The 16,011-nt window shown below is 45.2% G+C and carries 27 protein-coding genes; 23 read left to right on the forward strand and 4 right to left on the reverse strand.

Annotated features, from left to right (window positions below; all coding sequences use genetic code 11):
• Positions 1–4: 4 nt before the first annotated feature.
• The 21 genes from rpsC to rplQ all read left to right on the forward strand — a co-directional run bounded on the left by rpsC (position 5) and on the right by rplQ (position 10,297).
• Positions 5–706, forward strand: a complete 702-nt coding sequence (gene rpsC, locus L3V23_RS14475) for a 30S ribosomal protein S3 (RefSeq protein ID WP_042485192.1) — start codon at positions 5–7, stop codon at positions 704–706.
• An 11-nt stretch (positions 707–717) separates the two neighbouring features.
• Positions 718–1,128 (forward strand): 50S ribosomal protein L16, encoded by a 411-nt coding sequence (gene rplP, locus L3V23_RS14480; protein ID WP_004728605.1) that lies wholly within the window; start codon positions 718–720, stop codon positions 1,126–1,128.
• On the forward strand, positions 1,128–1,319 hold the full coding sequence (rpmC, locus tag L3V23_RS14485) for a 50S ribosomal protein L29 (RefSeq protein WP_042485196.1): 192 nt from the start codon (positions 1,128–1,130) through the stop codon (positions 1,317–1,319). The genes rplP and rpmC overlap by 1 nt, the downstream gene beginning before the upstream one ends.
• Positions 1,319–1,573: a 30S ribosomal protein S17 gene (rpsQ, locus tag L3V23_RS14490; protein ID WP_042485199.1), complete on the forward strand. Its 255-nt coding sequence runs from the start codon at positions 1,319–1,321 to the stop codon at positions 1,571–1,573. Before rpmC ends, rpsQ begins: the two co-directional genes overlap by 1 nt.
• A gap of 161 nt (positions 1,574–1,734) precedes the next feature.
• Complete coding sequence (gene rplN / locus L3V23_RS14495) at positions 1,735–2,106, forward strand: 50S ribosomal protein L14 (protein WP_042485201.1); 372 nt, start codon at positions 1,735–1,737, stop codon at positions 2,104–2,106.
• 15 nt (positions 2,107–2,121) lie between these two features.
• Complete coding sequence (rplX, locus tag L3V23_RS14500) at positions 2,122–2,439, forward strand: 50S ribosomal protein L24 (RefSeq protein WP_042485205.1); 318 nt, start codon at positions 2,122–2,124, stop codon at positions 2,437–2,439.
• A 23-nt stretch (positions 2,440–2,462) separates the two neighbouring features.
• Positions 2,463–3,002, forward strand: coding sequence for a 50S ribosomal protein L5 (gene rplE, locus L3V23_RS14505; protein ID WP_042485207.1), 540 nt, complete (start codon positions 2,463–2,465; stop codon positions 3,000–3,002).
• Between the two features lie 17 nt (positions 3,003–3,019).
• Complete coding sequence (rpsN, locus tag L3V23_RS14510) at positions 3,020–3,325, forward strand: 30S ribosomal protein S14 (RefSeq protein ID WP_042485209.1); 306 nt, start codon at positions 3,020–3,022, stop codon at positions 3,323–3,325.
• A 29-nt stretch (positions 3,326–3,354) separates the two neighbouring features.
• Positions 3,355–3,747: a 30S ribosomal protein S8 gene (rpsH, locus tag L3V23_RS14515; RefSeq protein ID WP_042485211.1), complete on the forward strand. Its 393-nt coding sequence runs from the start codon at positions 3,355–3,357 to the stop codon at positions 3,745–3,747.
• 14 nt (positions 3,748–3,761) lie between these two features.
• Complete coding sequence (rplF, locus tag L3V23_RS14520; protein ID WP_042485213.1) at positions 3,762–4,295, forward strand: 50S ribosomal protein L6; 534 nt, start codon at positions 3,762–3,764, stop codon at positions 4,293–4,295.
• Positions 4,296–4,304: 9 nt separating this feature from the next.
• A complete protein-coding gene (gene rplR, locus L3V23_RS14525; protein WP_005435088.1) occupies positions 4,305–4,658 on the forward strand; it encodes a 50S ribosomal protein L18 in 354 nt (117 codons plus the stop codon).
• A gap of 14 nt (positions 4,659–4,672) precedes the next feature.
• Positions 4,673–5,176 (forward strand): 30S ribosomal protein S5, encoded by a 504-nt coding sequence (gene rpsE / locus L3V23_RS14530; protein WP_004728614.1) that lies wholly within the window; start codon positions 4,673–4,675, stop codon positions 5,174–5,176.
• Positions 5,177–5,183: 7 nt separating this feature from the next.
• Positions 5,184–5,360, forward strand: coding sequence for a 50S ribosomal protein L30 (rpmD, locus tag L3V23_RS14535; protein WP_000201159.1), 177 nt, complete (start codon positions 5,184–5,186; stop codon positions 5,358–5,360).
• Positions 5,361–5,365: 5 nt separating this feature from the next.
• Positions 5,366–5,800 carry a 50S ribosomal protein L15 gene (gene rplO / locus L3V23_RS14540; RefSeq protein WP_042485219.1) on the forward strand — a complete coding sequence of 145 codons (435 nt, stop codon included), beginning with the start codon at positions 5,366–5,368 and terminating at the stop codon, positions 5,798–5,800.
• 20 nt (positions 5,801–5,820) lie between these two features.
• Positions 5,821–7,155, forward strand: a complete 1,335-nt coding sequence (gene secY / locus L3V23_RS14545) for a preprotein translocase subunit SecY (RefSeq protein WP_042485221.1) — start codon at positions 5,821–5,823, stop codon at positions 7,153–7,155.
• Between the two features lie 42 nt (positions 7,156–7,197).
• Positions 7,198–7,311 carry a 50S ribosomal protein L36 gene (gene rpmJ / locus L3V23_RS14550; protein ID WP_000868186.1) on the forward strand — a complete coding sequence of 38 codons (114 nt, stop codon included), beginning with the start codon at positions 7,198–7,200 and terminating at the stop codon, positions 7,309–7,311.
• Positions 7,312–7,460: 149 nt separating this feature from the next.
• Positions 7,461–7,817: a 30S ribosomal protein S13 gene (rpsM, locus tag L3V23_RS14555; protein ID WP_005450559.1), complete on the forward strand. Its 357-nt coding sequence runs from the start codon at positions 7,461–7,463 to the stop codon at positions 7,815–7,817.
• Between the two features lie 18 nt (positions 7,818–7,835).
• Positions 7,836–8,225: a 30S ribosomal protein S11 gene (rpsK, locus tag L3V23_RS14560; protein WP_001118870.1), complete on the forward strand. Its 390-nt coding sequence runs from the start codon at positions 7,836–7,838 to the stop codon at positions 8,223–8,225.
• 27 nt (positions 8,226–8,252) lie between these two features.
• The gene (gene rpsD / locus L3V23_RS14565) at positions 8,253–8,873 is read left to right on the forward strand and encodes a 30S ribosomal protein S4 (RefSeq protein ID WP_042485224.1); all 621 of its coding nucleotides are present in this window, start codon (positions 8,253–8,255) and stop codon (positions 8,871–8,873) included.
• A gap of 24 nt (positions 8,874–8,897) precedes the next feature.
• A complete protein-coding gene (gene rpoA / locus L3V23_RS14570; RefSeq protein WP_102941158.1) occupies positions 8,898–9,890 on the forward strand; it encodes a DNA-directed RNA polymerase subunit alpha in 993 nt (330 codons plus the stop codon).
• A 26-nt stretch (positions 9,891–9,916) separates the two neighbouring features.
• The gene (rplQ, locus tag L3V23_RS14575) at positions 9,917–10,297 is read left to right on the forward strand and encodes a 50S ribosomal protein L17 (protein WP_042485229.1); all 381 of its coding nucleotides are present in this window, start codon (positions 9,917–9,919) and stop codon (positions 10,295–10,297) included.
• Between the two features lie 226 nt (positions 10,298–10,523).
• Here rplQ and L3V23_RS14580 read toward each other — a convergent pair whose 3' ends face one another.
• From L3V23_RS14580 to L3V23_RS14590, 3 genes are all read right to left on the reverse strand, one after another.
• Positions 10,524–11,792, reverse strand: a complete 1,269-nt coding sequence (locus tag L3V23_RS14580; protein ID WP_102966302.1) for an O-acetylhomoserine aminocarboxypropyltransferase/cysteine synthase — start codon at positions 11,790–11,792, stop codon at positions 10,524–10,526.
• A 137-nt stretch (positions 11,793–11,929) separates the two neighbouring features.
• The gene (locus L3V23_RS14585; RefSeq protein ID WP_102953991.1) at positions 11,930–12,409 is read right to left on the reverse strand and encodes a DUF2780 domain-containing protein; all 480 of its coding nucleotides are present in this window, start codon (positions 12,407–12,409) and stop codon (positions 11,930–11,932) included.
• A 99-nt stretch (positions 12,410–12,508) separates the two neighbouring features.
• Positions 12,509–13,129, reverse strand: a complete 621-nt coding sequence (locus L3V23_RS14590) for an FKBP-type peptidyl-prolyl cis-trans isomerase (RefSeq protein ID WP_042485236.1) — start codon at positions 13,127–13,129, stop codon at positions 12,509–12,511.
• Between the two features lie 265 nt (positions 13,130–13,394).
• Between L3V23_RS14590 and L3V23_RS14595 the strand changes: the two genes are divergently transcribed.
• On the forward strand, positions 13,395–13,958 hold the full coding sequence (locus tag L3V23_RS14595; RefSeq protein ID WP_102966301.1) for a LysM-like peptidoglycan-binding domain-containing protein: 564 nt from the start codon (positions 13,395–13,397) through the stop codon (positions 13,956–13,958).
• A gap of 22 nt (positions 13,959–13,980) precedes the next feature.
• On the opposite strand, the gene L3V23_RS14600 is transcribed toward L3V23_RS14595, so the two are convergent.
• The gene (locus L3V23_RS14600) at positions 13,981–14,442 is read right to left on the reverse strand and encodes a GNAT family N-acetyltransferase (RefSeq protein WP_102966300.1); all 462 of its coding nucleotides are present in this window, start codon (positions 14,440–14,442) and stop codon (positions 13,981–13,983) included.
• 174 nt (positions 14,443–14,616) lie between these two features.
• Between L3V23_RS14600 and dbpA the strand changes: the two genes are divergently transcribed.
• Complete coding sequence (dbpA, locus tag L3V23_RS14605) at positions 14,617–15,999, forward strand: ATP-dependent RNA helicase DbpA (RefSeq protein ID WP_102966299.1); 1,383 nt, start codon at positions 14,617–14,619, stop codon at positions 15,997–15,999.
• The last annotated feature ends 12 nt before the right edge of the window (positions 16,000–16,011 follow it).

Raw genomic sequence — 16,011 nt, forward strand, 5'->3', positions numbered from 1 at the left:
AGCAATGGGTCAAAAAGTACATCCTAATGGTATTCGTCTAGGCATCGTTAAGCCTTGGAATGCTACATGGTTTGCTAATACCAAAGATTTCGCTGACAACCTAGACGGCGACTTCAAGGTACGTCAGTTCCTAACTAAAGAACTGTCAAAAGCGTCTCTTTCACGTATCGTTATCGAGCGTCCAGCGAAGAGCATCCGTGTGACTATTCACACTGCTCGTCCTGGCGTTGTTATCGGTAAGAAAGGCGAAGACGTTGAGAAGCTACGCACAGCTGTAGCTAAAATTGCAGGTGTACCAGCGCAAATCAACATCGCTGAAGTACGCAAGCCTGAGCTAGACGGTCAATTAGTGGCTGATAGCATCGCGTCTCAACTAGAGCGTCGCGTTATGTTCCGTCGTGCTATGAAGCGTGCGGTACAAAATGCTATGCGTCTAGGCGCTAAAGGTATCAAAGTGGAAGTAAGTGGCCGTCTAGGCGGTGCTGAAATTGCACGTTCTGAGTGGTACCGTGAAGGCCGTGTGCCTCTACACACTCTACGTGCTGACATTGATTACGCAACTTCTTCAGCTCACACCACATACGGTGTAATCGGCGTTAAAGTTTGGATCTTCAAGGGCGAAATCCTTGGTGGTATGCCAGCTGCAAACGCTGTTGAGCCTAAGGCTGACAAGCCTGCGAAGAAACCGCGTAAAGGCCGTAAGTAAGGAGTCGACAGATGCTACAACCTAAACGTACTAAGTTCCGTAAGGTTCATACTGGTCGTAACCGTGGTCTAGCAAAAGGTACTGAAGTTAGCTTTGGTTCTTTTGGTTTGAAAGCTGTAGGCCGTGGTCGCCTAACTGCTCGTCAAATCGAAGCGGCACGTCGTGCGATGACACGTCACATTAAGCGTCAAGGTAAAATCTGGATCCGTGTGTTCCCAGACAAACCAATCACTGAAAAACCACTTGAAGTTCGTCAAGGTAAGGGTAAAGGTAACGTTGAGTACTGGGTAGCCCAAATCCAACCTGGTAAGGTTATGTACGAAGTTGATGGTGTACCTGAAGAATTGGCACGTGAAGCGTTCCGCCTAGCGGCTCGTAAACTGCCATTCAAGACTACATTTGTAACTAAGCAGGTGATGTGATGAAAGCACAAGATCTACGCGAAAAGAGCGTTGAAGAGCTTAACACTGAGTTATTAGCGTTGCTTAAAGAGCAGTTCAACTTGCGTATGCAAGCTGCGACTGGTCAACTACAGCAAACTCATACTCTGAAAGCTGTCCGCCGTGATATCGCACGTGTGAAAACTGTTTTGACTGAGAAGGCAGGCGCATAATGAGCGACAAAATTCGTACCCAACAAGGTCGTGTTACTAGCGACAAGATGGACAAGTCTATCACTGTTGCTATCGAGCGTTTCGTAAAGCACCCAATCTACGGTAAATTCGTTAAGCGCACGACTAAAATACACGCACATGATGAGAACAACGAATGTGGCCTAGGCGACTTAGTTGAAATCAAAGAGTGTCGTCCACTGTCTAAGACTAAGTCTTGGACTTTGGTTAAAGTTCTAGAGAAAGCTAAGATTTAATTAGTTTTTTCTGACTGAATAAACGGCTCCAAAAATAATTTTGGGGCCGTTTATTTTTTGACTACCCAATGTAAAAAAAGGGTGGTACAATTCGCGTCCCTTTAAAGAGGCAGCCCGACCCGAGATGGGTCTAGTTTTTTAATATTTAGCGGAGCACTAACATGATCCAAATGCAAAGTATGCTGGACGCAGCTGATAACTCAGGCGCTCGCAGCGTAATGTGTATTAAGGTTCTGGGTGGCTCTCACCGTCGTTACGCCCACGTTGGCGACATCATTAAAGTTACTGTTAAGGAAGCAATTCCTCGCGGTAAAGTTAAGAAAGGTGATGTACTGAAGGCGGTGGTAGTTCGCACCCGTAAAGGCGTTCGTCGTCCAGACGGTTCTGTCATTCGCTTCGACCGTAACGCTTGCGTACTGTTAAACAACAACAGTGAGCAACCTATCGGTACACGTATCTTTGGTCCAGTGACACGTGAACTTCGTACTGCGAAATTCATGAAAATTGTCTCACTGGCTCCAGAAGTTCTGTAAGGAGCACGTAAAAAGATGGCAGCTAAAATCCGTCGTAATGACGAAGTAATCGTTCTTGCTGGTAAAGATAAAGGCAAGAAAGGTAAAGTAACTAAGGTACTAGCAACTGGTAAAGTTATCGTAGAAGGTATTAACCTTGTTAAGAAACACCAGAAACCTGTTCCTGCACTAGGCATCCAAGGTGGTGTTGTAGAGCAAGAAGCAGCGATCGACGTTTCTAACGTGGCAATCTTCAACGCAGCTACTGGTAAAGCTGACCGTATCGGTTTCCGTTTCGAAGATGGTAAGAAAGTTCGTTTCTTTAAATCTAACAACGAAATCGTTTCTAACTAATAGAAGTAATTTGGAGTTCTACTATGGCGAAACTGCATGATTACTACAAGTCGTCTGTAGTCGCTGATCTGACCAAACAGTTCAGTTACACAAGCGTCATGCAAGTCCCTAGAATTGAGAAAATCACCCTCAATATGGGCGTTGGTGAAGCAATCAACGATAAGAAACTACTAGAAAACGCAGCTTCTGATATGGCGACCATCTCTGGTCAAAAGCCACTTATCACTAAAGCGCGTAAATCTGTTGCTGGTTTCAAAATCCGTGAAGGCTACCCAATTGGTTGTAAAGTAACCTTGCGTGGCGAGCGCATGTGGGATTTTCTGGAGCGTTTGATTTCTATCGCTCTTCCACGTGTACGAGATTTCCGTGGTGTTAGCGCTAAGTCTTTTGACGGTCGCGGTAACTACAGCATGGGCGTTCGCGAGCAAATCATCTTCCCGGAAATCGACTATGATAAAGTCGATCGAGTACGCGGTCTTGATATCACTATCACGACGTCTGCTGCTACCGATGAGGAAGGCCGAGCTCTGCTGGCTGCCTTTAACTTCCCATTCCGCAAGTAAGGTGACGGGTTACTGTTATGGCTAAAAATTCAATGAAAGCGCGCGAAGCTAAGCGTGCGAAGCTAGTAGCACAGTTCGCTGAAAAGCGTGCAGCGCTTAAAGCTATCATCAGCGATGTAAACGCATCAGAAGAAGATCGTTGGAATGCGGTTCTTAAACTGCAAACTCTTCCACGTGACTCAAGTGCATCACGTCAGCGCAACCGTTGCAACCAAACTGGTCGCCCACACGGTTACCTACGTAAATTCGGTCTAAGCCGTATCAAAGTTCGTGAAGCTTGCATGAAAGGCGAGATTCCTGGACTTCGTAAGGCTAGCTGGTAATTGCCACTTAATCATTTGGAGTAAAGACTATGAGCATGCAAGATCCGATTTCGGATATGCTGACCCGTGTTCGTAACGGTCAGGCAGCAAATAAAGTTGCTGTAAAAATGCCTTCTTCAAAGCTTAAAGTTGCAATTGCTGCACTACTTAAAGCTGAAGGTTACATCGCAGACTTCGCTGTAGAAAGCGGAGCAAAACCTGAGCTAGAAATCACTCTTAAGTATTTCCAAGCTAAACCAGTAATTGAGCAAATCAAACGTGTTTCACGTCCTGGTCTTCGTGTTTACAAGAAGAAAGGCGAACTACCTTCTGTAATGGGTGGTCTTGGTATTGCTGTTGTTTCAACGTCAAAGGGTCTTATGTCTGACCGTGCTGCTCGTAAAGCAGGTCTAGGCGGCGAAATCCTTTGCTACGTAGCATAATTAAGGAGTAGAACATGTCTCGTGTTGCTAAAGCACCTGTCGCTATTCCAGCTGGCGTAGAGGTGAAATTGAACGGTCAAGAGATCACTGTAAAGGGCGCTAAGGGTGAATTAACTCGCGTTCTTAATGATGCAGTTGTGATCGCTCAAGTTGAAAACAACCTAACATTCGGCCCTAAAGAAGGTGTCGTGAATGCTTGGGCACAAGCAGGTACTGCTCGTGCACTAGTAAACAACATGGTTGTTGGTGTTACTGAAGGCTTTACTAAGAAGCTAACTCTTAAGGGTGTTGGTTACCGTGCTGCTATGAAAGGCAACGCTGTAGCATTAACTCTAGGCTTCTCTCACCCAGTTGAGCACGAGTTGCCAGTGGGTATTAAAGCCGAGTGTCCAAGCCAAACTGAAATTGTTCTAACTGGTTGCGATAAGCAAGTAGTTGGTCAAGTTGCGGCTGACATTCGTTCTTACCGCGCGCCTGAACCTTATAAAGGTAAAGGTATTCGTTACGCAGATGAAAATGTGCGTACTAAAGAAGCTAAGAAGAAGTAAGGTAACACTATGGATAAGAAAGCATCTCGCATCCGTCGTGCTACACGTGCACGTCGTAAGATTGCAGAACTGGGTGCAACTCGCCTAGTAGTACACCGTACTCCTCGTCACGTGTACGCACAAGTGATTGCAGCTAACGGCTCTGAGGTTATCGCAGCAGCATCTACTGTAGAAAAAGCGATCCGTGAGCAAGTTAAATACACTGGTAACGTTGATGCAGCTAAGGCAGTTGGTAAAGCTGTTGCTGAGCGCGCTCTTGAAAAAGGCGTAACAGCTGTTGCATTTGATCGTTCTGGTTTCCAATACCACGGTCGAGTAGCGGCGCTAGCAGAATCTGCTCGCGAAGCTGGTCTGAAATTCTAAGGTAGGGTTGGAAGATGGCTAAAGAACAACAAGTTCAAGCGAATGATTTGCAAGAAAAATTAATCGCTGTTAACCGTGTTTCTAAAACGGTTAAAGGTGGTCGAATCATGAGCTTCACTGCACTAACTGTAGTTGGTGACGGTAATGGTCGTGTAGGTTTCGGTTACGGCAAAGCTCGTGAAGTACCTGCTGCGATTCAAAAAGCAATGGAAAAAGCACGTCGTAACATGACTACGATCGCGCTTAACGAAGGCACTCTTCACCACCCGGTGAAAGGTCGTCACTCGGGCTCTAAAGTTTACATGCAGCCAGCTGCTGAAGGTACGGGTGTTATCGCAGGTGGTGCGATGCGTGCAGTACTAGAAGTTGCAGGTGTACACAACGTTCTATCTAAAGCATACGGTTCAACGAACCCTATCAACATCGTTCGTGCAACGATCGATGCTCTAGCTAGCGTTAAGTCACCAGAAATGGTTGCTGCTAAGCGTGGTCTAACTGTTGAATCTATTTCGGAGTAAGAACACGATGGCAACTATTAAAGTAACTCAAACTAAAAGCTCAATTGGTCGCCTACCTAAGCACAAAGCTACTTTGCGCGGATTAGGCCTTCGTAAAATCAACCATACAGTAGAACTTGAAGATACTCCGTGTGTACGCGGTATGATCAACAAGGTTTACTACATGGTTAAAGTTGAGGAGTAATCATAATGTTTTTGAATACTCTAGCACCAGCTGCGGGTTCAAAGCCTTCTAAGAAGCGCGTTGGCCGTGGTATTGGTTCAGGCCTAGGTAAAACTGGTGGCCGTGGCCATAAAGGTCAAAAGTCGCGTTCAGGCGGTAAAGTTCGTCCAGGTTTCGAAGGCGGTCAGATGCCATTGAAACAACGTCTACCAAAATTCGGTTTCACTTCTCGTAAGAGCCTAGTGACAGCTGAAGTTCGTCTAGCTGAGCTAGCGAAAGTAACAGGTGACGTGGTTGATCTAAACAGCTTGAAAGCTGCAAACGTTGTTACAAAGAACATCGAGTTTGTTAAAGTTGTTCTTTCTGGCGAGATCAGCAAGGCAGTGACTGTAAAAGGTCTGCGTGTAACTAAAGGCGCGCAAGCTGCAATCGAAGCTGCAGGCGGTAAAATCGAGGCATAATCTCGAGGATTGAGGTACAGATGGCTAAGAAACCAGGACAAGATTTTCGTAGTGCTCAGGGCGGCTTGGGTGAGTTAAAATCGCGCTTATTATTCGTAATTGGTGCACTTTTAGTATTCCGAGCGGGCTCTTTTGTGCCGATTCCTGGTATTGACGCAGCTGTACTTGCCGATTTGTTCGAACAGCAAAAAGGTACCATCGTTGAAATGTTTAACATGTTCTCCGGTGGTGCTCTTTCGCGTGCATCTATCTTTGCATTGGGCATCATGCCGTATATTTCGGCATCTATTGTTGTTCAATTGCTTACAGTAGTTCATCCAGCGTTAGCGGAACTCAAGAAAGAGGGTGAAGCAGGCCGTCGTAAGATTAGCCAATATACGCGTTATGGCACGCTTGTACTTGCAACATTCCAAGCTATTGGTATCGCAACAGGTCTACCAAACATGGTCAACAATCTGGTTGTTATCGACCAAACCATGTTTACCCTAATTGCTACCGTGAGTTTAGTAACTGGCACCATGTTTTTGATGTGGTTAGGTGAACAAATTACAGAGCGCGGAATTGGTAACGGTATTTCGTTACTTATCTTTGCAGGTATTGTTGCTGGATTGCCTTCAGCAATCGGACATACTATCGAGCAAGCGCGTCAAGGTGAACTGCATGTACTTCTTCTGTTGTTGATTGCGGTAGTTGCTTTTGCTGTTATTTACTTCGTTGTTTTCATGGAGCGTGGTCAGCGTCGAATCGTCGTTAACTATGCGAAACGTCAACAAGGTCGTAAAGTCTTTGCAGCGCAAAGCACGCACTTGCCATTGAAAATTAATATGGCTGGTGTGATACCTGCGATTTTTGCATCAAGTATTATCCTGTTCCCAGGAACACTGGCTCAGTGGTTTGGTCAGAACGGTGAGAGCAGCACATTTGGTTGGTTAACTGATGTGTCTTTGGCTCTTAGCCCAGGTCAACCTCTGTATGTAATGCTTTATGCTGCAGCGATTATATTCTTCTGTTTCTTCTACACAGCGTTGGTATTTAACCCACGTGAAACAGCAGATAACTTGAAGAAGTCAGGTGCATTCGTACCCGGTATCCGCCCAGGAGAACAGACAGCGAAATATATCGATAAAGTGATGACACGTTTAACCTTAGCGGGTGCGTTATACATTACCTTTATCTGTCTGATCCCTGAGTTCATGATGGTCGCATGGAACGTACGTTTCTATTTCGGCGGAACATCACTACTTATCGTAGTTGTTGTAATCATGGACTTTATGGCACAGGTTCAGACACATATGATGTCCAATCAATATGAGTCTGTGTTGAAAAAAGCGAACCTGAAAGGCTACGGTCGATAATTCGACTATACTACCTTCAGGTCAGATTTACGGAGTTTAGCAATGAAAGTTCGTGCTTCCGTTAAAAAAATCTGCCGTAACTGTAAAGTTATCAAGCGTAACGGTGTCGTTCGCGTGATTTGCAGTGAGCCAAAGCACAAGCAACGCCAAGGCTAATTAGCAGAAATTTTTACTTGAAAATTAAAGGTTGGTCGAGTATATTCCTCGGCCTACCTTTTGCGTGCAAAAGAAGTAGTATGCCGCAGCGTATCCTCTACGGGCTTTGCTGCGGATAATTCTTTATATAAAGTACCTAGGAGTGAATAGTGGCCCGTATAGCAGGCATTAACATTCCTGATCAAAAGCATGCTGTTATCGCATTAACTGCGATCTACGGCATCGGTAAAACTCGCTCGCAAGCTATTCTTGCTGAAGTGGGTATTGCTGAAGATGTTAAGATCAGTGAACTAACTGAAGAGCAGATCGATCAACTGCGTGATGGTGTAGCTAAATACACTGTAGAGGGTGATCTACGTCGTGAAGTTTCCATGAACATCAAGCGTCTTATGGACCTTGGTTGTTACCGTGGTCTTCGTCATCGTCGCAGTCTACCACTACGTGGACAGCGTACTAAAACCAATGCTCGCACCCGTAAGGGTCCGCGTAAGCCGATCAAGAAATAATCGGGAAGGGTAAGTACAATGGCTAAACAACCAACACGCGCACGTAAGCGCGTACGCAAGCAAGTTGCTGATGGCGTAGCGCATATCCACGCATCTTTCAACAACACAATCGTGACTATTACTGACCGTCAAGGTAACGCTCTAGCATGGGCTACTGCAGGTGGTTCAGGTTTCCGTGGTTCTCGTAAGTCTACTCCGTTCGCTGCACAGGTTGCTGCAGAACGTTGTGCTGAAATGGCTAAAGAATACGGTCTAAAGAACTTGGAAGTTATGGTTAAGGGTCCTGGTCCAGGTCGTGAATCTACTGTTCGCGCACTGAACGCAGCTGGTTTCCGTATCACTAACATCGTTGATGCGACACCAATCCCTCATAACGGTTGTCGTCCACCTAAGAAACGCCGCGTATAACGTTTCTGGGAACATTGGAGAAAGATCATGGCAAGATATTTGGGTCCTAAGCTTAAGCTTAGCCGTCGCGAAGGCACTGACTTATTTCTTAAGTCTGGTGTACGCGCGATCGATACCAAGTGTAAAATTGAGAACGCACCAGGTGTACACGGCGCTCGTCGCGGTCGTCTATCTGAGTATGGCGTTCAGCTTCGTGAGAAGCAAAAAGTTCGTCGTATCTACGGCGTACTAGAAAAACAATTCCGTAACTACTACAAAGAAGCTGCTCGCCTTAAAGGCAACACGGGTGAAAACCTACTTCAGCTTCTAGAAGGTCGTCTAGACAACGTAGTTTACCGCATGGGCTTTGGCGCAACTCGCGCAGAAGCACGTCAGCTAGTTAGCCACAAAGCTATCCTAGTTAACGGTAAAGTTGTAAACGTTCCTTCTTTCAATGTTGCGGCTAACGACGTTGTTACAATCCGTGAAAAAGCTAAAAAGCAATCACGTATCGCTGCTGCTTTAGAAGTTGCAGAACAACGCGAAAAACCAACTTGGATTGAAGTAGATGCGAGCAAGATGGAAGGTACTTTCAAGCGTTTGCCTGAACGTTCTGATCTATCAGCTGACATCAACGAACAATTGATCGTCGAGCTTTACTCTAAGTAAGGTTTAAACTAAAGAGAGGACACAATGCAGGGTTCTGTAACAGAATTTCTTAAGCCACGTCTTGTTGACATCGAACAGATCAGCACGACACACGCAAAAGTAACTCTTGAGCCATTAGAGCGTGGTTTTGGCCACACTCTTGGTAATGCACTTCGCCGTATTTTACTATCTTCTATGCCGGGTTGTGCCGTAACAGAAGTAGAAATTGAAGGCGTACTTCATGAGTACAGCACTAAAGAAGGCGTTCAGGAAGATATTCTTGAGATCCTACTAAACCTTAAAGGTTTGGCTGTTCGCGTTGCCGAAGGCAAAGATGAAGTGTTCATTACACTAAACAAATCAGGCTCGGGCCCTGTGGTTGCAGGTGACATCACCCATGATGGTGATGTAGAGATCGCTAACCCAGAACACGTTATTTGCCATCTTACAGATAGCAATGCTGAAATCGCTATGCGTATTAAAGTAGAACGTGGTCGTGGTTATGTTCCAGCTTCAGCCCGTATCCATACTGAAGAAGATGAGCGTCCAATCGGTCGTTTGCTTGTAGATGCGACTTTCAGCCCAGTAGACAAAATTGCTTATTCGGTTGATGCAGCTCGTGTTGAACAGCGTACTGACTTAGACAAGCTTGTTATCGATATGGAAACAAACGGAACTTTAGAACCTGAGGAAGCAATCCGTCGTGCAGCAACTATTCTTGCTGAACAATTGGATGCGTTCGTAGATCTACGTGATGTACGTGTACCTGAGGAGAAAGAAGAGAAGCCGGAATTCGATCCGATCCTACTCCGTCCTGTAGACGATCTTGAACTAACAGTTCGCTCTGCTAACTGTCTGAAAGCAGAAGCGATTCACTACATCGGTGATCTAGTACAGCGCACTGAGGTTGAGCTACTTAAAACGCCTAACCTTGGTAAAAAATCTCTTACTGAGATTAAAGACGTGCTTGCATCACGTGGTCTTTCTCTGGGCATGCGCCTAGAAAACTGGCCGCCAGCGTCTATCGCTGAAGATTAATCGATATTAGTTAGAAGGATTAGGTCATGCGCCATCGTAAGAGTGGTCGTCAACTCAACCGCAACAGCTCACATCGTAAAGCGATGTTCAGCAATATGGCTAGCTCTCTTGTACGTCATGAAGTTATCAAGACTACATTGCCAAAAGCAAAAGAGCTACGTCGCGTAGTTGAGCCATTGATTACACTAGCTAAGACTGACAGCGTTGCTAACCGTCGTCTTGCATTTGCTCGCACTCGTGATAACGAAGTTGTAGCAAAATTATTTAACGAACTAGGTCCACGTTTTGCTGCTCGTCAGGGCGGTTACACTCGTATCCTAAAAGCTGGCTTCCGTGCTGGCGATAAAGCTCCAATGGCTTACATTGAGCTTGTAGATCGTCCAGAAGCAGAAGTTGCTGCTGAGTAATCAGTAAGTTCGCTAAACAGAAAGCCGAGCATTTATGCTCGGTTTTTTTGTATCTGAAATTTGAGATGCTTGTTCTTCGTTAATCGCACTAGAATAGCCGTAATTCTCCCATCTACAGGTTTAGATGTTGTCACTGCTGAAAATGTCTGAATCGAATAAACAAGCCTGCGTAAATGAACCGTATCCCCGCTTTCACAGGGATATAGGCTATCTTGCTGTACTTCTGTTAAGCGTTTAACGCTTGTTCCAAATCTTCAAGAATGTCATCAATGTGCTCAATACCCACCGACAGACGAATCATTTCTGGAGAAACGCCTGCTTGTTTCTGCTCTGTTTCAGATAGCTGACGGTGTGTCGTTGAGGCAGGATGACAAGCCAGTGATTTTGCATCACCGATGTTCACTAAACGTTTAAATATATTCAGAGCATCGTAAAAGCGAACACCGGCGTCGTATCCATCCTTAAGGCCGAAAGATAAAATTCCGGAAGGTTTGCCTTTCATGTATTTCTGGGCAAGTGGATAGAATTTTGAGTCTTCTAACCCTGCATAGCTCACCCAACTCACTTTGTCGTGGTTTTGCAGATACTGAGCGACTTTGAGGGCGTTTTCACAATGACGTTCCATGCGCAGTGATAAAGTTTCCAAACCTTGCATTAACATAAATGCGTTCATTGGTGACATGGCAGAACCGGTGTTGCGAAGTGGTACGGTACGAGCACGACCAATAAATGCAGCAGGTCCGAAAGCTTCGGTATAAACCACATCATGATATGACGGTTCAGGGCTGTTTAAGGTTGGGAAGCGTTCTTTGTGTTCAGTCCAAGGAAACTTACCTGAATCAACGATCATTCCACCAAGTGTTGTGCCATGACCACCTACATACTTGGTTAATGAATGCACCACGATATCTGCACCAAACTCAATCGGTTTACATACTGCTGGTGAAGCAACGGTGTTATCTACAATAACTGGAACCCCTTGCGCGTGTGCTAGCTCAGCCACTCGTTCTAAATCAACAATATTACCTGCTGGGTTACCAATAGATTCACAATAAACGGCCTTGGTTTTTTCATCAATCAATGCCGCTAGGCTTTCAGGACGGTCATCTTTGGCAAAGCGTACTTCAATGCCCATGTTAGGGAACATGTGGGCAAACAAAGTGTAAGTACCACCATAGAGTTGCGGTGTGGAAACAATATTATCGCCAGCTTGAGCCAAAGTTAGAATTGCGTAATGAATCGCTGCGCTTCCTGCACTAACAGCCAGACCTGCAATGCCACCTTCTAATGCAGCCATACGCTTTTCTAGCACATCATTAGTTGGGTTCATGATCCGAGTATAGATGTTACCCGCGACGGCGAGGTTAAACAGGTCAGCGCCGTGCTGAGCATTATCAAACTCGTAGGCAACTGTTTGATATATAGGTGTTGCCACAGATTTAGTGGTGGGATCGGTCTCGTAGCCGAAATGTATAGCTAAAGTCTCGTCTCTCATTACTCTTTTACTCGTCCTTGGGGAAAAATAAAAGAATTGCACACAGATTAGGCAACAGACAAGAAGAAGTGTGTTTGTTTTTTATGCAGTAATAAACGCGTCACAAATGTGTTTATGTGACGCGCTAGTGCGAAGGGTTATTGCCACAAAGAGCTTAGTGAACCCAACAAATCTGAAGATGCGCCTTGGCTGGTTAAGTACTGCAAGACCAGCGGAGCAAATTGGGAAACCATACTCGAATCTAATCCAAGTTTATTGAACACATTATTCACCGCTTCCATATCGGCAATTTTGGCTATTGCACTGCTTGATTCAGACAGGCTGGTCAGTTGATTTAGCCCGGGCAATAAGGTTTCCAGTTCAGAGCTGTTAGAGTCAGAAAGCTGGTTTTGAGCAAGAGCCAATAAGCTACCAACACCACCGGCTGCTTGCGTCTGAGAAACAGGAAGCTGACTGGTAATTTGGGTCAGTAACGCCGAGTTAGATTCAGTTTGAGATAAAGTACTGCTAACCATACTTGAGAGATCGTTACTTTCACTGAGTTTGCTCAAGAATGCGTAGCTGGGAGCGGTAAAAATGGTGCTAGCAAGCACAGTGACTATGATGGATTTTTTCATTCTGATTCTCACGGACGAATAAAGTTGAATATCTTAAGTCTAGATAAAAAAAGCGACGCTGAGCGCCGCTTTAATCATCAAATTTCGCAAAATTCTGAATTACAGAATAGCAAGTAGTTCTACTTCGAATACTAGAGCTGCGAATGGAGGAATCGCTGCACCTGCGCCACGCTCGCCATATGCAAGGTCGTGTGGGATGTACAGTTTCCACTTAGAACCAACAGGCATCAATTGTAGAGCTTCAACCCAACCTTTGATTACGCCAGTTACAGGGAATTCAGCTGGCTGACCGCGAGATACAGAGCTGTCAAATACAGTACCGTCTACTAACTCACCGTGGTAGTGAACACGTACAGATTTGTCTGCTGATGGGATTTCACCAGTACCTTCAGTAATCACTTCGTATTGTAGACCTGAATCTAGAACAGTAACTTCTGAACGTAGCGCGTTATCTTGAAGGAACGTTTCGCCTTCAGCTGCCGCTACTTTAGCCGCTTCTTGGCGAGCTTCTTCTGCACGAGTGTGCATCGCTTGTAGAGCTTTGTTGATTTCGTCTACTTCGATAGCTGGCATGTCGCCCACTAGCGCTGTTGCGATACCAGCAGCAATAGCGTCAACGTTTAGACCTTCAAGGCCACTACCTGCTAGTTGCTGGCCCATTTGTAGACCGATACCGTAGCTAGCTTTCTGCTCAACGGTTTCAAATTTAACTTCAGACATAAATGTCACTCTTTTTAAGATAAAACAAAGTCCAAAGGATACCAGTTTCGAGCTAGTGATGAAACGCCAGAACCCAATTCGTTTGATAAACTCTAACTGAACCGTTGTGTTGAGGTGACTTCTGCATATAAGGTGTGACTAAGCGCAGATCCCAAAGAAAAATCTTCAAGATTGTGTAAAGCTTTATTAGATAACAAGGTGAGGCTCTATACTCATGGCTCTTGAGTTTTTATACTGAGTCTACGAAGTAAAGGAACGGATAAAAATGAACCGTCGACATAAGAAAAAGCAGCAGACAGATTACATCGCATTGGCTCAGGATAAGTGGAACGCTATTGATTGGCAGGCTTATCTCGACAATGTGAAGCGTTTATGGTCGCTATTACCGAAGTTTCACCAAAAAGCACTGATGGTATTGGTACCTCTAGTGCTTGTTATTGGTTTGATTCCATTCCCAGATAACGCAAGCTCAAATTCTCCTGAACCCGTGAATAAGCGTGTCGAACTTGATATCAATACTCGTGGATTAAGCGAACAGAAAGCATCGAACAGTTCGCCTTTGGAATCGAACGCTTGGCGCGAATACACGGTACAGAAAGGGGATACGCTTTCTCAGGTTTTCCGTATTAATGAACTGCCAATGAGTGATTTAAACTCGCTGGTTAAGATTGAAGGCTCAGACAAGCCGTTAAGCCATATCCAACAAGGTCAGTTAATCCGTTTCAAATTAGCGGAGGATGGCAATCTGGATATATTGCAGCTTGAGCGTAATGGTCAGTCAGTAATGTTCTTCAAGCTATCTGAAGGTGGATTCGGCCGCAGTAAATAAAGCTAACTGCGGCATCTGCTCTCTAAGATGGGATAACTGCTCGTTTCATATCGATATGTGGGATCCCATCTTCCAAATACATATCCGATGTTTTGACAAATCCATGTCGTTGATAGAATTCCGCCAAATGTTCTTGCGCGCCGATTTCTATTTCTTCATTCGGCCATATTTTCTGGCATTGAAACAATGCTTCTTCCAGTAGCTTATGGCCTAACCCAGAACCTCGTTTTGCCGATTTGGTTGCCACTCGTCCGATACTGATACTCGGGTAACTGACGCCTTTTTCTAGCAGTCTCGCACAGGCAACGATTTCATCGTGGTCGTAACCCAGAAGATGAAATACACCATCAAGATTATCTTTGCTGTCCAGCTCAGGATAAGGGCAATTTTGTTCTACGACGAAGACATCAACTCTTAACTTCAAAAGCTCATACAGTTGTTGCGTTGTTAGTTGTGAAAATGGAAGGCATTGCCAAGTAAGCATCTACAACAAACTCCTTGTTATGGTTGGTGTTTGACAATTTATCAGTTAGAAGCGGAGAAAGCATTACAGATGTGCCAGCTCGGTAATTGAAATTAATCGAATATTCATTGGTGCTTGTCACAAAAACATTGATAATAGGCGCCTTAATTTTTCGTATAACCAAAGGACGTCCCCTTGAGTGATACTTCATTTTCGGCTTTAAACCTAAAGCCAGAATTGCTTTCTAACCTAGAAACTATCGGCTTTACAAAAATGACGCCGATACAAGCACAATCGTTGCCAGCGATTCTTAAAGGACAGGATGTCATTGGCCAAGGAAAAACAGGATCTGGTAAAACCGCAGCGTTTGGACTGGGTGTTTTGTCAAACTTAGACGTAAAACGTTTCCGTGTTCAGGCATTGGTACTGTGTCCGACTCGTGAACTGGCTGACCAAGTGGCAACGGATATTCGTACCCTTGCTCGTGCTATTCACAATATTAAAGTGCTGACGCTTTGTGGTGGTATGCCTATGGGGCCTCAAATTGGTTCTTTAGAGCACGGTGCGCATATACTGGTTGGTACTCCGGGCCGGATACTCGATCACTTGGGTAAAGGACGTATTGATCTGAGTGAGATGAATACATTAGTTCTGGATGAAGCCGACCGTATGCTGGATATGGGATTTCAAGATGCGCTTGAAGCCATTATTGATGAGGCACCAACACAGCGTCAGACGCTATTATTTAGCGCGACTTACCCTGTATCAATTCAGCAGATAGCTCAGCGCGTAACAAAAGATGCGTTGATGATTAAAGTGGCAGCTGCTCTCGATACTTCCAGTATTAAGCAGTACTTCTACAAAGTAGAAGGCAGTGAAGCGCGTGATGAAGCACTAGAAACCTTGTTGCTGAAACATCAACCTGAGTCTGCCGTTGTATTTTGCAACACTAAGCGAGAAGTTCAGCATGTTGCTGACGAACTCCATCACCATGGGTTCAGCGTGATTGAATTGCATGGCGATATGGAACAACGTGAACGTGACCAAGCGCTAGTGCAGTTTGCTAACAAGAGTATTTCAATTCTGGTTGCAACGGATGTGGCGGCTCGTGGTTTAGACGTAGATAATCTAGATGCGGTATTTAACTTTGAGCTTTCTCGTGACCCAGAAGTGCACGTGCATCGTATTGGGCGTACTGGCCGCGCAGGAAGTAAAGGTTTGGCGTTTAGCTTCTTCAGTGAGAAAGAGATGTACCGTGTAGCTCAGATTGATGAGTACATGGATATCGCGATCGAACCTGCAACTCTGCCGCAGAAGCCATCGGGTGTAGCTCCGTATCAAGCGTCTATGGTGACAATCCAGATTGATGGCGGGAAGAAGCAGAAAGTGCGTGCCGGAGACATTTTAGGTGCCCTGACATCTGACGGTGAACTCTCTGCCGCTCATATCGGCAAAATTAACTTATCTGCCATGCGTTCTTATGTGGCAGTTGAGAAAGGTATCGCCAAAAAGGCATTGAGCAAGTTGTCTAACGGCAAAATGAAAGGCCGTCAGTTCCGCGCTCGTTTCGTTAAGTAACCTTCCTTTACG

This window comes from Vibrio sp. A1-b2 (genome assembly GCF_021726015.1).
Classification (GTDB): Bacteria; Pseudomonadota; Gammaproteobacteria; order Enterobacterales; family Vibrionaceae; genus Vibrio; species Vibrio diazotrophicus.

What these genes read in the sequence shown, in the direction of transcription:
- L3V23_RS14585 (WP_102953991.1), bottom strand. Translation starts at nt 12,409, where the DNA reads ATGAAAAAATCCATCATAGTCACTGTGCTTGCTAGCACCATTTTTACC.
- rplP (WP_004728605.1), top strand. Translation starts at nt 718, where the DNA reads ATGCTACAACCTAAACGTACTAAGTTCCGTAAGGTTCATACTGGTCGT.
- rpsK (WP_001118870.1), top strand. Translation starts at nt 7,836, where the DNA reads ATGGCTAAACAACCAACACGCGCACGTAAGCGCGTACGCAAGCAAGTT.
- rplR (WP_005435088.1), top strand. Translation starts at nt 4,305, where the DNA reads ATGGATAAGAAAGCATCTCGCATCCGTCGTGCTACACGTGCACGTCGT.
- rplF (WP_042485213.1), top strand. Translation starts at nt 3,762, where the DNA reads ATGTCTCGTGTTGCTAAAGCACCTGTCGCTATTCCAGCTGGCGTAGAG.
- secY (WP_042485221.1), top strand. Translation starts at nt 5,821, where the DNA reads ATGGCTAAGAAACCAGGACAAGATTTTCGTAGTGCTCAGGGCGGCTTG.
- rplE (WP_042485207.1), top strand. Translation starts at nt 2,463, where the DNA reads ATGGCGAAACTGCATGATTACTACAAGTCGTCTGTAGTCGCTGATCTG.
- rpsD (WP_042485224.1), top strand. Translation starts at nt 8,253, where the DNA reads ATGGCAAGATATTTGGGTCCTAAGCTTAAGCTTAGCCGTCGCGAAGGC.
- rpsE (WP_004728614.1), top strand. Translation starts at nt 4,673, where the DNA reads ATGGCTAAAGAACAACAAGTTCAAGCGAATGATTTGCAAGAAAAATTA.
- rplQ (WP_042485229.1), top strand. Translation starts at nt 9,917, where the DNA reads ATGCGCCATCGTAAGAGTGGTCGTCAACTCAACCGCAACAGCTCACAT.
- L3V23_RS14590 (WP_042485236.1), bottom strand. Translation starts at nt 13,129, where the DNA reads ATGTCTGAAGTTAAATTTGAAACCGTTGAGCAGAAAGCTAGCTACGGT.
- rpmD (WP_000201159.1), top strand. Translation starts at nt 5,184, where the DNA reads ATGGCAACTATTAAAGTAACTCAAACTAAAAGCTCAATTGGTCGCCTA.
- L3V23_RS14600 (WP_102966300.1), bottom strand. Translation starts at nt 14,442, where the DNA reads ATGCTTACTTGGCAATGCCTTCCATTTTCACAACTAACAACGCAACAA.
- rpsC (WP_042485192.1), top strand. Translation starts at nt 5, where the DNA reads ATGGGTCAAAAAGTACATCCTAATGGTATTCGTCTAGGCATCGTTAAG.
- L3V23_RS14580 (WP_102966302.1), bottom strand. Translation starts at nt 11,792, where the DNA reads ATGAGAGACGAGACTTTAGCTATACATTTCGGCTACGAGACCGATCCC.
- rpmC (WP_042485196.1), top strand. Translation starts at nt 1,128, where the DNA reads ATGAAAGCACAAGATCTACGCGAAAAGAGCGTTGAAGAGCTTAACACT.
- L3V23_RS14595 (WP_102966301.1), top strand. Translation starts at nt 13,395, where the DNA reads ATGAACCGTCGACATAAGAAAAAGCAGCAGACAGATTACATCGCATTG.
- rpsH (WP_042485211.1), top strand. Translation starts at nt 3,355, where the DNA reads ATGAGCATGCAAGATCCGATTTCGGATATGCTGACCCGTGTTCGTAAC.
- rpoA (WP_102941158.1), top strand. Translation starts at nt 8,898, where the DNA reads ATGCAGGGTTCTGTAACAGAATTTCTTAAGCCACGTCTTGTTGACATC.
- rpsQ (WP_042485199.1), top strand. Translation starts at nt 1,319, where the DNA reads ATGAGCGACAAAATTCGTACCCAACAAGGTCGTGTTACTAGCGACAAG.
- rplN (WP_042485201.1), top strand. Translation starts at nt 1,735, where the DNA reads ATGATCCAAATGCAAAGTATGCTGGACGCAGCTGATAACTCAGGCGCT.
- rpsN (WP_042485209.1), top strand. Translation starts at nt 3,020, where the DNA reads ATGGCTAAAAATTCAATGAAAGCGCGCGAAGCTAAGCGTGCGAAGCTA.
- rpmJ (WP_000868186.1), top strand. Translation starts at nt 7,198, where the DNA reads ATGAAAGTTCGTGCTTCCGTTAAAAAAATCTGCCGTAACTGTAAAGTT.
- rplO (WP_042485219.1), top strand. Translation starts at nt 5,366, where the DNA reads ATGTTTTTGAATACTCTAGCACCAGCTGCGGGTTCAAAGCCTTCTAAG.
- rplX (WP_042485205.1), top strand. Translation starts at nt 2,122, where the DNA reads ATGGCAGCTAAAATCCGTCGTAATGACGAAGTAATCGTTCTTGCTGGT.